The organism is Rickettsiella endosymbiont of Dermanyssus gallinae (genome assembly GCF_019285595.1).
Classification (GTDB): domain Bacteria; phylum Pseudomonadota; class Gammaproteobacteria; order Diplorickettsiales; family Diplorickettsiaceae; genus Rickettsiella_B.
In genome coordinates, this window is record NZ_CP079094.1 from 625,257 (window position 1) to 637,809 (window position 12,553).

16 protein-coding genes are annotated in these 12,553 nt (G+C 40.6%); 9 read left to right on the forward strand and 7 right to left on the reverse strand.

What is annotated here, in order from left to right; genetic code table 11:
- Nucleotides 1-22 precede the first annotated feature (22 nt).
- Entirely contained in the window at nucleotides 23-898 is an 876-nt protein-coding gene (locus KX723_RS03195; RefSeq protein WP_218814638.1) for a hypothetical protein, read from the forward strand.
- Between the two features lie 40 nt (nucleotides 899-938).
- Here KX723_RS03195 and KX723_RS03200 read toward each other — a convergent pair whose 3' ends face one another.
- Entirely contained in the window at nucleotides 939-1,361 is a 423-nt protein-coding gene (locus KX723_RS03200; RefSeq protein ID WP_218814639.1) for an ASCH domain-containing protein, read from the reverse strand.
- A gap of 144 nt (nucleotides 1,362-1,505) precedes the next feature.
- Between KX723_RS03200 and KX723_RS03205 the strand changes: the two genes are divergently transcribed.
- Nucleotides 1,506-1,676: a hypothetical protein gene (locus KX723_RS03205; RefSeq protein WP_218813323.1), complete on the forward strand. Its 171-nt coding sequence runs from the start codon at nucleotides 1,506-1,508 to the stop codon at nucleotides 1,674-1,676.
- Between the two features lie 11 nt (nucleotides 1,677-1,687).
- Here KX723_RS03205 and KX723_RS09920 read toward each other — a convergent pair whose 3' ends face one another.
- The gene (locus KX723_RS09920; RefSeq protein WP_218814640.1) at nucleotides 1,688-1,894 is read right to left on the reverse strand and encodes a hypothetical protein; all 207 of its coding nucleotides are present in this window, start codon (nucleotides 1,892-1,894) and stop codon (nucleotides 1,688-1,690) included.
- 136 nt (nucleotides 1,895-2,030) lie between these two features.
- On the opposite strand from KX723_RS09920, the gene KX723_RS03215 reads away from it, so the two are divergent.
- Nucleotides 2,031-2,267, forward strand: a complete 237-nt coding sequence (locus KX723_RS03215) for a hypothetical protein (RefSeq protein ID WP_218814641.1) — start codon at nucleotides 2,031-2,033, stop codon at nucleotides 2,265-2,267.
- An 11-nt stretch (nucleotides 2,268-2,278) separates the two neighbouring features.
- Here KX723_RS03215 and KX723_RS03220 read toward each other — a convergent pair whose 3' ends face one another.
- The 4 genes from KX723_RS03220 to KX723_RS03235 all read right to left on the reverse strand — a co-directional run bounded on the left by KX723_RS03220 (nucleotide 2,279) and on the right by KX723_RS03235 (nucleotide 5,246).
- Nucleotides 2,279-2,449 carry a hypothetical protein gene (locus KX723_RS03220; protein WP_218813323.1) on the reverse strand — a complete coding sequence of 57 codons (171 nt, stop codon included), beginning with the start codon at nucleotides 2,447-2,449 and terminating at the stop codon, nucleotides 2,279-2,281.
- Between the two features lie 319 nt (nucleotides 2,450-2,768).
- Complete coding sequence (locus KX723_RS03225) at nucleotides 2,769-2,939, reverse strand: hypothetical protein (RefSeq protein WP_218813323.1); 171 nt, start codon at nucleotides 2,937-2,939, stop codon at nucleotides 2,769-2,771.
- Between the two features lie 372 nt (nucleotides 2,940-3,311).
- The gene (locus KX723_RS03230) at nucleotides 3,312-3,638 is read right to left on the reverse strand and encodes a hypothetical protein (protein ID WP_218814642.1); all 327 of its coding nucleotides are present in this window, start codon (nucleotides 3,636-3,638) and stop codon (nucleotides 3,312-3,314) included.
- Between the two features lie 195 nt (nucleotides 3,639-3,833).
- Complete coding sequence (locus KX723_RS03235) at nucleotides 3,834-5,246, reverse strand: hypothetical protein (RefSeq protein WP_218814643.1); 1,413 nt, start codon at nucleotides 5,244-5,246, stop codon at nucleotides 3,834-3,836.
- A 318-nt stretch (nucleotides 5,247-5,564) separates the two neighbouring features.
- Between KX723_RS03235 and prfA the strand changes: the two genes are divergently transcribed.
- The 5 genes from prfA (at nucleotide 5,565) to KX723_RS03260 (ending at nucleotide 10,574) form a co-directional block, all read left to right on the forward strand.
- Nucleotides 5,565-6,647, forward strand: a complete 1,083-nt coding sequence (prfA, locus tag KX723_RS03240) for a peptide chain release factor 1 (protein WP_218814644.1) — start codon at nucleotides 5,565-5,567, stop codon at nucleotides 6,645-6,647.
- Between the two features lie 18 nt (nucleotides 6,648-6,665).
- The gene (locus KX723_RS03245; protein ID WP_218814645.1) at nucleotides 6,666-6,995 is read left to right on the forward strand and encodes a hypothetical protein; all 330 of its coding nucleotides are present in this window, start codon (nucleotides 6,666-6,668) and stop codon (nucleotides 6,993-6,995) included.
- A 7-nt stretch (nucleotides 6,996-7,002) separates the two neighbouring features.
- Entirely contained in the window at nucleotides 7,003-7,845 is an 843-nt protein-coding gene (gene prmC / locus KX723_RS03250) for a peptide chain release factor N(5)-glutamine methyltransferase (protein WP_218814646.1), read from the forward strand.
- A gap of 687 nt (nucleotides 7,846-8,532) precedes the next feature.
- Complete coding sequence (gene dksA, locus KX723_RS03255; protein ID WP_218814944.1) at nucleotides 8,533-9,024, forward strand: RNA polymerase-binding protein DksA; 492 nt, start codon at nucleotides 8,533-8,535, stop codon at nucleotides 9,022-9,024.
- A gap of 62 nt (nucleotides 9,025-9,086) precedes the next feature.
- Complete coding sequence (locus KX723_RS03260; protein WP_218814647.1) at nucleotides 9,087-10,574, forward strand: nicotinate phosphoribosyltransferase; 1,488 nt, start codon at nucleotides 9,087-9,089, stop codon at nucleotides 10,572-10,574.
- Between the two features lie 21 nt (nucleotides 10,575-10,595).
- On the opposite strand, the gene KX723_RS03265 is transcribed toward KX723_RS03260, so the two are convergent.
- Complete coding sequence (locus KX723_RS03265; protein WP_218814648.1) at nucleotides 10,596-11,819, reverse strand: OTU domain-containing protein; 1,224 nt, start codon at nucleotides 11,817-11,819, stop codon at nucleotides 10,596-10,598.
- Nucleotides 11,820-11,926: 107 nt separating this feature from the next.
- Here KX723_RS03265 and pncA point away from each other — a divergent pair, with 107 nt between their 5' ends.
- The gene (pncA, locus tag KX723_RS03270; protein WP_218814649.1) at nucleotides 11,927-12,544 is read left to right on the forward strand and encodes a bifunctional nicotinamidase/pyrazinamidase; all 618 of its coding nucleotides are present in this window, start codon (nucleotides 11,927-11,929) and stop codon (nucleotides 12,542-12,544) included.
- Nucleotides 12,545-12,553: the final 9 nt, after the last annotated feature.

Sequence of the window (12,553 nt, forward strand, 5' to 3'; positions counted from 1 at the left end):
ATAAAAAGGAGAGCCACTGTTTATGAATACAAAGATCAGGCTTAATGAATTAGTGAGGCGACTAGCTTCTAGCAATGTGCCTGATAAAAAAGCGTTACTTAGGGGATATGAAAGTTTTAAAGCCTTGGTGCAGGGTGCTCTTTTTCCAGATTTGCTACGGCAAGCGATTGGCGCGCTACAAGCAAATCCTTTTTGCAGGCAATTTAAGCTTGATACGGACCCCTGCTTTTTAAAAATACTTGATAATAAAATTAAAGATGCGGAGCAAGCTGAAATGGCCATGCTTAGCTTACTTTCGAGGCTAGAAGATTATTTAATTAAAGAGTTAGAATTTGAAAAAAAGGAAAATCCAAGTCAAAAAGACTCTGCTTTTGAACTTTTTATTGAAGAATTAGAAGAGTTAACATCTATCTTTTCTTATAAAATGGTGACTTCTAAACATATAGCGTGGTTTTTAAATTCAGATTTATTTTATTTTATGTCAGATAGAGAAAGTGGTTTTACGGAAGAGGTAAAAGATATTTACAAAGCCTTGTTAAAAAACACTAAAACTGGAAAAAAAGAATATTTTATGGAGCACAAGCAGGTATTAATAGAAAAAGCGAATACTGCTATGAGGAATAAGGAAGTTTTCGATCGTAGAGCGTTTTTTCTTATTTTAAATGCAAGAAGAAATGACTTTAAAGTTAAACTGAATGCTTCAAACTATTCGAATAAGCCTATCCTTTTAAAAGCCAAAGCGCGTAAACCCGTTACATTTTCTCCAATCGCAAAACAGGCCATATTCAATCATTTAAGACGATCTAAATTGTTTATAAATAAACAAGCGGCGATGCCCACGAAAAATGTCGGCCGCTGTGTTCCCGGCGGTTGTTCGCATAGCGCGCCTAGATCTTAAGAGGATAAATGAAGTACACGGGCTGATTGAGTGATCTATTTTATTTTTCTATATTTTTTGTCGCTATGGGTCCAGAAGATTCCGTGCACGTCAGGGTAACATTGACTAATGCTACTTTAATTCCCAAAACGCCAAGCAACACTTCAGCATCCCGATAGCCCGGAAATGCATGGTATATGGAGACTGCCTCATCTAAGTTGTCGATACCAGGCAGACATTGATTGACACCATAGTATTCTAGCATTTCTTTGAATGTTGGAAATTTTTTTATTTCAAGTATCTTGGTGAGAATTCGATCGCCACCCGATACAAATTCCAATAAATCACCTACTTGCATGGCAGAAAATTTTTCTTTGGCAAGTCGCCCTTCAACTGTTTTTTTTCTATCCCGAATTTGTTTAAAATATTTAGGTGCGACATTGATGGTGTCGCACAAGGCTCGAATGTTTTCCCTAGGATTCATCTGCTTATCCTCCATAAGAGGTCGAGGCCCGCGCTTCTGCGTGGTATTCAGCCGGTTGAGACAAGGTAACCTGGAAGGCCGCTACGCCAGCGCTACGTGCTCGTTCCTCATAGTTAGGTATACTCTTATAGATTCGCACAGCCGATGAGACAGGAAAGCATTGTGAAAGCAATGCGAAGTCGAAGAGCCCGCGATAGGCGTGCGTTGACGGGCGAAGCAGGAAACGCATCACGCCGTAAAGTCATTTGTGGGAGGCACGGGCATGAACTCCGAAGGAGTGAGTGCGTGCCGGACGCAGGACGTATCGCGGCCTAATTTCAGTCGCGTCATGCGAACGAATTTCGGGGACACGATGGCCGAAATTCTTTGGGAGCATAGCGACTCACTTGTTCTTTAAAAGACTTAGCTTTTGGAACCAGATTTTCGTATCCGATATCCTGCAACATGCTTTCAAAGGATCTATATTCACGACGTTGTGTAATTTTTGTATTTGCGTGAATGCCCTGGCCTTTCCAAACGGCTGTATCGCCCACGTTGTAATTTTTAAAGAAAAACGTATTACAACGACCTTCCCATGTTTTTTCTCCCCTCAGCATGCTGTAAATATATTGATTTCTGAGGAAACAGCTATGGAATTTTAGGTTGTTAAAAGAATCGGAAGGATTTCTAATGCGTTCCAAAGCATTCGATGTTGATACGCTTGGCGTAACGGTAGTGACTGTTTGCAAGGCAGGTAAAGAAAAACGCAATTCATGCTCTGTTGCACCCATGAGATACTTGTTTTTAACAGATACAATGATATTAAAGCCTTTTTTCTGTAAAAAGTTCAATGCTTCAGGTTTGCAAGTGAGTCGCTATGCTCCCGAAGAATTTCGGCCATCGTGTCCCCGAAATTCGTTCGCATGACGCGACTGAAATTAGGCCGCGATACGTCCTGCGTCCGGCACGCACTCACTCCTTCGGAGTTCATGCCCGTGCCTCCCACAAATGACTTTACGGCGTGATGCGTTTCCTGCTTCGCCCGTCAACGCACGCCTATCGCGGGCTCTTCGACTTCGCATTGCTTTCACAATGCTTTCCTGTCTCATCGTATGAGGAAACAGTTAATGCCAAACTGTTTGCGTTCCGTTGTCTTGCAACGTCTAACGCGCGATTAAAAAGCACAGAGCCTAAACATTTGCCACTATTTTCTTTGGGGTGAATTAATGCCAGGGTCTTAATTTCGAGTGACTTTTCCGTGGTTAACGCTTTTTTATAGACGAGTATTCCTTTCAGTTCATTATCAACGAAAAGCCCCTCACATAATCTGTCAGCGCCAAGGCCAATTTTTTTACAAGTGAGTCGCTATGCTCCCGAAGAATTTCGGCCATCGTGTCCCCGAAATTCGTTCGCATGACGCGACTGAAATTAGGCCGCGATACGTCCTGCGTCCGGCACGCACTCACTCCTTCGGAGTTCATGCCCGTGCCTCCCACAAATGACTTTACGGCGTGATGCGTTTCCTGCTTCGCCCGTCAACGCACGCCTATCGCGGGCTCTTCGACTTCGCATTGCTTTCACAATGCTTTCCTGTCTCATCGATGGCAGTTTCTTGTGATCCATAGACAGGCTTGATTAAACGATCAAATGCTTCTTGAACTAATTCGAATTCATGACAGTTCGCATCAATCACACTAAAGTAGTAGCTGATTAATAATCCTTATTGTTTATAAAAAAATCCTAACAAAAATATAACGAATACTTTCGAAAATTTTTCTTTTTCAATAATTATATTACAAGCGATGAGGAAAAACATAAGCAATTTTTCTAAGCGGTTGCTAATGCGCGATCAGGAGGAGAATGGGAAGAAAGAGAGTGAGCGGTTTCTGTTTCGAGTAGGAGAACGTAATAACAAAGGCAGGATAAAAATATCCCTTCCAAAGGAAGGGATATGCGAATATTGTCTTTGTATTAGAAAGGTTGTGATGTGTGCCAATAGATAGTAGCACCGCGGTTAGGTATTAATTTGTTAGTTGCTAAATAATGATATTCGCTGCATACATAGCGATACTGGCATGAAGCAATATTTGTACAAGCGCGTGGTGTAGCACCGACTCTGGATAGTAATTGACGTATACTTGCCGAGTCATAGTACGATCCAGAAACAAACCCCGCTTTTTTTATTAAGCGTGCATCAAATGCACAGGCACTTTGACCTGAGTGGGCTGCATTAGCCACATTGATGCTACTTAATAAACCCATGCAAATAGCTGAAGCCATTACTAATAATTTTTTCATACTATTCCCCTTAGGTAATATCAGTAAAACCTTATAGCGCCCGCTATAGAGGCTTACTCCTTTTTAGAATAGCTGATGAATGCGGAAGATTCAATTTTATGGCTGGGTATGGGGTCTATCCCCATCGTGAAAAGAAGGGCACTTGAAGTGGGGGAACGCTCCCACTTCAAGTGTAGATGGGCCTATCCGTATGGATTAGGACGAGAAAGAAGTTCTGGGTGCATTATCCATAGCCTGTGTGCCTTCTTCGGCGATTTTTTGATAAGAAAGGGGTGTTGGTGTCCCTTTCTGCGCACTGAAAAAGGAGAATGAAGGGCCTTTATAAATTGTTTTTATGTGCTGTTCTCGAGCAACCGGCCTATTCGCCGCCTGTCTTTCTTCTAATGCGCTGTCCAGATAAGAAACAAACGTGGGTTTAGTTTTGTTCTCAGGCGTAGAACTGTTTTTCTGTGTGTGCTTAGCAGGAGAGGATTGTATTCCTAGGTCCTGATTCGCTTCCTGCATCGATTTTGCGGTGATAGCGACTACAGATTTTAATCTGTCCAATATTTGCGCTAGCTTATGATCTCCATGGCTTTGTTTTTGTTTTATTAATTCATCGAATGTATTTTCTAGTCTGATTAATCTGTCAGCGACTTCTTCCTTATTATTTCCTGGCTGATTAGCGTCAGGTTTATTTGAAGTGGCTAATAAATTGCCTATTCCGTCAGATAACCAGCTGGCCTGAATATTTTCAGGTTGTTTTTCTAAACCTTTTAATTCATGTAATAGATTTTCTAGTCCAGGTAATATATTTATTAGCTGATTAGTTGTCTGTTCTGTTTGTTGTTTTTCAGGTTGATTTGAATGTGTTTCAGTCAGGTTTAACCAGAGATGCTTTAATGCCTTGGCTGGTGAGTTACTGATTTTTTTTATATTTTTCAATTGTCTTGTGACAGTAGCGGAGAAAGACTTTTGTTTTTTATGTTCAATGTCTTTATTTCTCTTTGTTATTTTTTGAGCTAGTCCCAAATTGATTTGCTGTGGTGTACTGCCACCTTCTTTCATGGTCATGAGTCTAATACTAAAGTCGAGGCTATGCGCATATTCCTTCAGAATAGACGGAGATTTTATATTCGCCTTTAATAGCTGTAACGATTTTTCTTGTATTTCTAGGATACCAAGTAAGTGTTCATTAAACTTAGCTTTATTTTCATTACTGAGTGCGCTGTATCTATTCCAGAATTCACTTGGGTTTGTGGCGTCATGCGTGCCTATAGCGGTTATGGTTAAATCCTTAAAGTTAATGTCAGGCGCTGATGACGGTTGCAATAGGCCAGGTGCTTTAGTTAAGGCGGCAATGGCTAGCGCATATTGAATTTTAGGGGAGTTTTTATCTTTACTGAATTGTTGAAACTTTTCGAATTCTTTTGCGTTTGTTACATAAGTGCGAATAGCGTTACTACCTATAGCTAATTGGGGACTTAGTTCTTGATTGCGCACTTTCGCTGCAAATGCTTGCGTGCTTTTAATAAACGTATCCACTGCTTCAATAAATAGGGTCGGAGTTTGGTAGTATTCACTATGTGACATAGTGTTTTTTGGATAGTTACGTTTACTTGTAGACATATTATTCTCCTAATTATTTATTATTATTGTGGTGTCGTTTTTTATCTCTTGCTGGAGTAGGTGAGTTTGTTCTCCTGTTAGTTAATACGTTTATACGATTCTTAATTTAACATCGGATTATTAACAAATAATTAAGATGTTCATACATACCATAAAAGGTTAGCAGCGGATTTAATTTTTAGTATCAAGGTAGCTTGTGTAGTTTTATAAGTAAGCGTACGAAGAATCAGAATGAAAGACTTACTGTAAGTAAACGAATTCCTATTTTAGTCAGCTCATCTCGACTTGACGCATTTCTTTAGGTATAAAGAGGGTCTTATGAAGACCTCTTTACTAAAAAGACTTACGGCGCTAGTTGAGCGTTATGAAGAATTAACAGCCTTATTAGGCGATATTGGTGTTATTAATGACCAAAATCGTTTTCGTGAACTTTCTAAGGAATATGTTCGCTTAGGCCCTGTCGTACAATGTTTTCAGCAATATCAAACGAACTTGAATGCCATTACACAAGCAGAACATTGGTTGCAGGATGCCGATCCCGAGTTGCAACAGTTAGCACAGGAAGAACTTAAAGCGGCTCAGCTTAAAAAATCTAACTTAGAAGTTGAGTTAGAGCACTTATTGATACCCCAAGACCCCAATGATCAACGCAATGTATTTTTAGAAATCCGTGCGGCTGCCGGTGGCGATGAAGCCGCCATTTTTGCGGGTGATTTATTTCGTATGTATTCACGTTATGCCGAGATGCAAGGATGGTCGGTTGAGATTGTTAATAGCAGCCCGAGTGAACAAGGCGGCTATAAAGAAATTGTTGCCCGTATTGCAGGCAGCGATGTTTATTCACACTTAAAATTTGAATCGGGGGCACATCGGGTACAGCGTGTGCCAGAAACAGAGGCACAAGGTCGTGTGCATACCTCTACGTGCACTGTCGCTATATTGCCCGAAATAGAAACGATTGATGAAGTGACGATTAACCCCGCCGATTTAAAAGTTGATACCTTCAGAGCCTCGGGGGCAGGTGGGCAGCACGTACAAAAAACAGATTCAGCGATTCGAATTACCCATATTCCCACAGGATTAGTGGTTGAATGCCAAGATGAGCGTTCGCAGCATAAAAATCGTGCGCGTGCCATGTCCTTACTACAAGCGAAGTTGTTATCGGCACAACAGGAAAAGCAGCAGCGAGAGGAAGCGCAAACACGGCGAAACTTAGTGGGGAGCGGCGATCGTTCAGAACGGATACGTACCTATAATTTCCCACAAGGTCGCTTGACCGATCATCGGATAAACCTAACCCTGTATCAATTATCTGATATCATGGAGGGGCATTTATCACCGGTGATTCAATCGTTGATTAGAGAGTATCAGGCCGATAAATTAGCCGCGATGGGCGAATAGATTTTTGAAGGAGATGGTATGTTTCGATCATTAGCATGGGCATTGATCATCATGTTACTGCTTATTTTGGGTGGGCATATTGCGATCGCTGTGCTCGGCGGAGCGGTGGCGATTAGTTTAACCGTGTGGGGCCTTTTGGTGGCTTCGGTTTTTTTCTTTTGTGTGAGTATTTTGTTGTTTTTTATTTTGACCTGGACCGGCGTGCTGGTTTTAGGGGCTATTGCGGCGGCTTGGACCGTATTCGCCATTTTCTTATTTCCGGTTTTATTGCCCGTTTTGCTGCCCTTGTTTCTTATTTTGTTTTTTGTTTCGTATATAAGGCGCAAGCAAAATCCTAGTTCTGAGTAGTGTTTAGATGTTATTACAATCACTATGGCGTTGGGCGGTCAAAGAATTAGTCCCAAGCAGTACAACCCCTTATTTAGACGTAGAGCTTTTATTGGCCATTTGTTTAGGGTTGACGCGTGCCCAACTCTACAGCCAGCCATCATCTACAGAGCTATCGCTGTCTCAGCAAAGCGTTTTTAAAGAGTTGCTTCGACGCAGGAAACAAGGAGAACCGGTCGCCTATTTAATCGGTGAGCAGGAGTTCTGGTCTCTCTCTCTGGAAGTCAATCCAACGGTGCTTATTCCACGTCCTGAAACCGAATTATTGGTTCAGTTGTTACTAGAAAACTATACGCATGAACCAAGAAAGATAGCCGATTTGGGAACCGGATCAGGGGCTATTGCATTGGCATTAGCAACAGAAAGACCCGCTTGGCAACTCCTGGCTACAGACTATTACCGCGATGCGTTACAGCTTGCTGAACGGAATAGACGGCGTCATGACATAAAAAATGTTGGGTGGCGCCAAGGTGATTGGTGCGATGCGTTTCAGACAGGTGAACAGTTTGATGTGATTGTCAGTAATCCGCCTTATCTTTCTAAGCGTGATCTCCATCTTCGATCTGAATTGGCTTTAACGTTCGAGCCAAAAACAGCATTAATTGCCGATAAAAATGGCTTAAAACACTTAGAAACCATTATCCGGCAATCCTGTCATTACCTAGTACCAGGCGGACAATTATTTTTAGAACATGGCTATGATCAAGCCGAGTTTGTTCATCAGTTTTTTTTGAAATACGGCTACCATAGTCCACAACAACATAAGGATTTAGCCGGTCACCAACGAGTTAGTAGTGGAAAATGGCATTAATTGAAAATATGATCTATAAACCATTAATAAAAAGAAAATGCATGGTAGGGTTCGTAAGAATTAGAAGTGATTGCCATGCAGAATTATTTTTGGTATAGATGTGTTTGGTTTTTTTGAGTACGCCAATTCCGGCAGATTGTAAATTCTCAAGGAGAACTTTTTATGGCAGTGAGAAAAGCTGCAGCTCCAAAGCGACGTAAACGCCGCACAACAGCTGCAAAAAAATCCACGACTACAACACGTAAAAAATCTACGAGAAGAAAGAAAAGAGCGACAACAGCTGCTAAGCCAGTACGTCGTCGTAAAAGAAAAACAGCGGTAAACAAAACCACTGTTAAACGTCGTAGAAAGACAAAAGCAGGTACCACTCGTAAACGGAAGACAACGACACGCAGAAAGACAAAAGCGGGTACCACTCGTAAACGAAAAACAGCGACACGTAGAAAGCCTGCTAAAAGAAAGACGGCGGTAAAAAAAAAGCCTAGTAAAAGCAAAACCTCGAAAAAAACGTCGAAAACCTCGCGTACTAAAATCAATAGAAAACCTAGAAGTGTAAAAAAGAAAGCGAGTACGGTTCCAGAGGTGACGAAAGTTATTCGGGCAACCGCTAAAAAAAAACAAAGGCAAGCAAAGTCTGATTCCCAGGCGCTACCTGTAGTAGAACAACAACCATCACAAGAAACTAAAATGGCAGAACCTAAAAAATTGAAGAAACGGATACAAAAACAAGCTCCATTAGCAGAAATAAGGTCAGAATCAGTGAAAGACACTGATTTAAATATAGCGCCTTATAAGGAACGGCCTGGGGAAGACTACATGAGTGCAGACCAACAGTCGCACTTTAGACGATTATTGCTCCAACGCAAACGAATGTTGTTGAAAGATATGGGACGTACTGTACATCATTTACAGGACGAGGGTGCTTCTTTGCCCGATATCAGTGATCGTGCTACGCAAGAAGAGGAATTTAACCTAGAACTACGCGCTAGAGATCGTGAGCGCAAGTTAATCAAGAAAATTGAAGATGCCTTACATCAGCTAGATGAAGGACATTATGGCTTTTGTGACTCCTGTGGCATTGAAATTGGTATTCGTCGCTTAGAAGCGCGGCCCACAGCCACTTTATGTATCGATTGCAAAACCGTGGATGAAATTCGAGAAAAACAAATGGGTGGTTAGTTTTTACTCAAGGGCGGTAAGATGTCCGCCCTTGCGGGGATTATTTCATCTATAATTACAATATGTCGAATTCATTACACCAACTTTATAAATCATCGCTCGTTTTATTAACTGATTTTTATCAGCTTACCATGGCTTATGGCTATTGGCAGGCCGATCTTCATGAGCACGAAGCCGTTTTTTACCATAGTTTTCGTAAAGCGCCTTTTACGGGTGGTTATGCGATTAGTGCGGGTTTAGGCACGCTCATTGACTATCTCGCTTTGTTTCATTTCTCTAAAGAAGATATTGATTATTTAGCGGGACTGAAAGATTCGAAGGAGCAGGCTTTATTTAGTAAGCCTTTTTTGGATTATCTGAGTCAGCTTAAATTCAGTTGTGATATTGATGCCATAGAAGAAGGTTCGGTAGTCTTTGCTCATGAACCTTTGTTACGCATTAAAGGCCCTTTATTACAATGCCAATTACTCGAAAGTATTTTATTGAATATCATCAATTTCCAAACTTTAATTGCGACTAGTGCCGCGCGCATTGTTCAAGCGGCAAATGATGAGCCGGTATTTGAATTTGGATTGCGCCGTGCTCAAGGATTTGATGGTGCAGTGATGGCAAGTCGTGCTGCTTATATTGGCGGTTGTATAGCAACCTCCAATGTGTTGGCGGGCAAGCTATTTGATATTCCTGTACGAGGCACCCATGCACATAGCTGGGTTTTATGTTTTGAATCTGAATTAGATGCTTTTCGTGCCTATGCAAAAACTTTTCCGGACCGCTGCATTTTTTTAGTAGATACCTATAACACCTTAGAGGGTGTAAAAAATGCGATCAAGGTTGCGGATGAATTAAAACCGCAAGGATTCCATTTAGCGGGCGTGCGTTTAGATTCGGGTGATTTAGCTTATTTGAGTAAAGAAGCACGTCATCTTTTAGATAAAGCCGGTTACAAAGACAGTCTGATTGTAGGAAGTAACGATTTAAATCCCTCTGTGATTGCCAGTTTAAAAGGGCAGGGCGCTAAGATTAATACCTGGGGCGTAGGTACGCATTTAATAACGGCGTATGAACAACCCGCGCTAGAAGGCGTTTATAAATTAAGCGCTATTAAATCGTCTAAAAAAGCCGAATGGGAATATAAAGTTAAATTGTCTGAACAGGCCGTCAAGATTTCAACACCGGGTATTTTATCCGTGCGTCGTTTCTATTGGGACACTGAGTGTAAACAGGCTATGGCGGATGTTATTTATGATGAACAGCAAGGGATTTCCGAGTCTTGTACGATTATTGATCCTTTAGATTCGACTCGACGCTGTTTAATTCCACGCGATACGCCTTATCGTGAATTGATGCAACCTATCTTTAGAAAAGGTCAGTTAGTTTATAAAAGGCCTTCACTGAAAATGACGCAAGAAAAAACCAAAAGCGAGCTTAAACAATTCGATGAAACCATTCGACGACTTTTAAACCCGCATCAATACCCGGTAGGTTTAGAGGAAAAGCTCTACGAGTTAAAACTACAACTTATTTTAAAAGCAAAAGGCTTTTCGAAATAAGTGCTAGTTACAGTCATCTCTTCAATGACATTTAATAGCCGGTGTTGAACCCAGCGTTTGAGCCGTATCGGCTATTTCTGGCCTGTGGGTTGGGGTTGAGAAAAAAGAATGATTTTGTATTTGTTCCTTAAACTGGGAAGAGTATCCTGTTTCATTAATAATAGACTGTAATGATTCGACCACTTCTTTTATGGTTTGCAGAGCATGTAAGCGACTTAATTGCTCAGCGTCTAATTCATTGTCTAATCTTAAACTTTTAATAACATCGTTGATAAAAGACTGGTTATTTTTGTTGCCAGATGATTTAAATTTTTCCGCAAAGCATTCTATTTCTTCCATTTGCAGAGTTTTTGCAAGTGTTACACCTTTTTCAACCTGAAGTTTTTTTACAATTTCTTCATCTGCTTCAGTCTGAAGTCTTTCCTCAGGCATTTCGCTTTCTTTTATTGGCAAATTTTGCGCAAGTGTTACCTCATCATCATCATCATCTTCTTCTTCTTCCTCTTCAATTTGAAGTCTTTCCTCAGGCATTTTGTTTTTATCAAGATGAAATTTTCTTGCAATGGTTTCACCTTGTTTAAGATCCAGCTCTTTAGTCAGCAGTAATGCATCATAATGCGGTCCACCCTCCTGAGTTGTATATTTAAGATGGATATCAATTTTATAAGTTTTTTCCCCATTTGCATCATAAAGAGCAGAATAATTAGAGAGGCTTGAGTTAGGGTTATCGCCCTCTGTAGCGACGAATATTTTTATTTTATGTTCATTTAAATAGGCAGAACAATTGATTATATCTGCATGCGTATGTAAAGAACCGAAGTCATTTATCAGATTTTGCCCCGCTCCGTTTTCGACATGATATGAAAGTATGTCCTTTCGTAAACAAGCGCTTAAATAATAAAGAACGGGTTCATTATCATTTAAAAGATTGCTCAGGTTTTCAAGGGATAGGTTGTTATATTCTGCAATGAAATTATTAAAAGTTACAGGCTTGCTTAATTTTAACGTTGATCCTTCTACTTGGGCATTGTATTGAGATACCTCATCTTTATACTCAGTTCTAAATTCCATGTCATTCAATTCGAGGTCTTCCTTTGTTCGCTGTACGAGACCATGAATAAATTTCATTACCTCTATTTTTTCATTTTTTATAAGACCTTGAACAAGCAAAGATTGGATAATAGACCTAAAGAGGCAATTACCATCGCCGCGGGTTTTTAGCGTTGTGAAATCTTCTAAATTCATTATATTGTTCACCTTGGCTGTATATCTTTTGAAGATTGATAACTAAATAACATTAGCCATTATAATATATAATGGCTTAAGTAAAACTTAAAAAAATTACTTTCTATATGACAAAAGCACTGATCCTGGTCGATCTTCAAAATGACTTTATACCAAAGGGAAGTTTAGCGGTACCCCAGGGTAATGAAGTGATTGCCATTGCGAATGCATTACCATCGCATTTTGAATGCATTGTCGCCACGCAAGATTGGCATCCGAGCAATCATGGTAGCTTTGCGGTTAACCATCCGGGTAAATCAGTCGGTGATCGTATTGAGTTAGCCGGATTGCCGCAGGTTTTATGGCCAGTGCATTGCGTGCAAGGAACAGAGGGCGCGGCATTGGTTGCTGATCTTCAGCAGGATAGCCTAACGAAGATATTTCAAAAAGGTTCTGATCCCTGTATTGATAGCTATAGTGGTTTTTTTGATAATGGCCATCGTAAACCAACTGGTTTAGGTGATTATTTAAAAATGCAGCATGTGAGTGATGTATATATCATGGGTTTGGCCTTGGATTATTGTGTTAAATATACGGTACTGGATGCTTGTCAGCTTGGATTTAAAACTTATTTGATTGAAGATGGATGTCGTGCGGTTAATTTAAACCCAGAAGATGGCGCTATCGCGATTAAAGAGATGCAAGCCGCGGGCGCTAATATTATTCAGAGCTCTTACTTTAGTTAAACCGTACTT

What these genes read in the sequence shown, in the direction of transcription:
- KX723_RS03220 (WP_218813323.1), bottom strand. Translation starts at nt 2,449, where the DNA reads ATGAGACAGGAAAGCATTGTGAAAGCAATGCGAAGTCGAAGAGCCCGC.
- KX723_RS03265 (WP_218814648.1), bottom strand. Translation starts at nt 11,819, where the DNA reads ATGAATTTAGAAGATTTCACAACGCTAAAAACCCGCGGCGATGGTAAT.
- KX723_RS03260 (WP_218814647.1), top strand. Translation starts at nt 9,087, where the DNA reads ATGTCGAATTCATTACACCAACTTTATAAATCATCGCTCGTTTTATTA.
- KX723_RS03230 (WP_218814642.1), bottom strand. Translation starts at nt 3,638, where the DNA reads ATGAAAAAATTATTAGTAATGGCTTCAGCTATTTGCATGGGTTTATTA.
- KX723_RS03200 (WP_218814639.1), bottom strand. Translation starts at nt 1,361, where the DNA reads ATGAATCCTAGGGAAAACATTCGAGCCTTGTGCGACACCATCAATGTC.
- dksA (WP_218814944.1), top strand. Translation starts at nt 8,533, where the DNA reads ATGGCAGAACCTAAAAAATTGAAGAAACGGATACAAAAACAAGCTCCA.
- KX723_RS03195 (WP_218814638.1), top strand. Translation starts at nt 23, where the DNA reads ATGAATACAAAGATCAGGCTTAATGAATTAGTGAGGCGACTAGCTTCT.
- KX723_RS03215 (WP_218814641.1), top strand. Translation starts at nt 2,031, where the DNA reads ATGCGTTCCAAAGCATTCGATGTTGATACGCTTGGCGTAACGGTAGTG.
- prmC (WP_218814646.1), top strand. Translation starts at nt 7,003, where the DNA reads ATGTTATTACAATCACTATGGCGTTGGGCGGTCAAAGAATTAGTCCCA.
- prfA (WP_218814644.1), top strand. Translation starts at nt 5,565, where the DNA reads ATGAAGACCTCTTTACTAAAAAGACTTACGGCGCTAGTTGAGCGTTAT.
- pncA (WP_218814649.1), top strand. Translation starts at nt 11,927, where the DNA reads ATGACAAAAGCACTGATCCTGGTCGATCTTCAAAATGACTTTATACCA.
- KX723_RS03245 (WP_218814645.1), top strand. Translation starts at nt 6,666, where the DNA reads ATGTTTCGATCATTAGCATGGGCATTGATCATCATGTTACTGCTTATT.
- KX723_RS03205 (WP_218813323.1), top strand. Translation starts at nt 1,506, where the DNA reads ATGAGACAGGAAAGCATTGTGAAAGCAATGCGAAGTCGAAGAGCCCGC.
- KX723_RS03225 (WP_218813323.1), bottom strand. Translation starts at nt 2,939, where the DNA reads ATGAGACAGGAAAGCATTGTGAAAGCAATGCGAAGTCGAAGAGCCCGC.
- KX723_RS03235 (WP_218814643.1), bottom strand. Translation starts at nt 5,246, where the DNA reads ATGTCTACAAGTAAACGTAACTATCCAAAAAACACTATGTCACATAGT.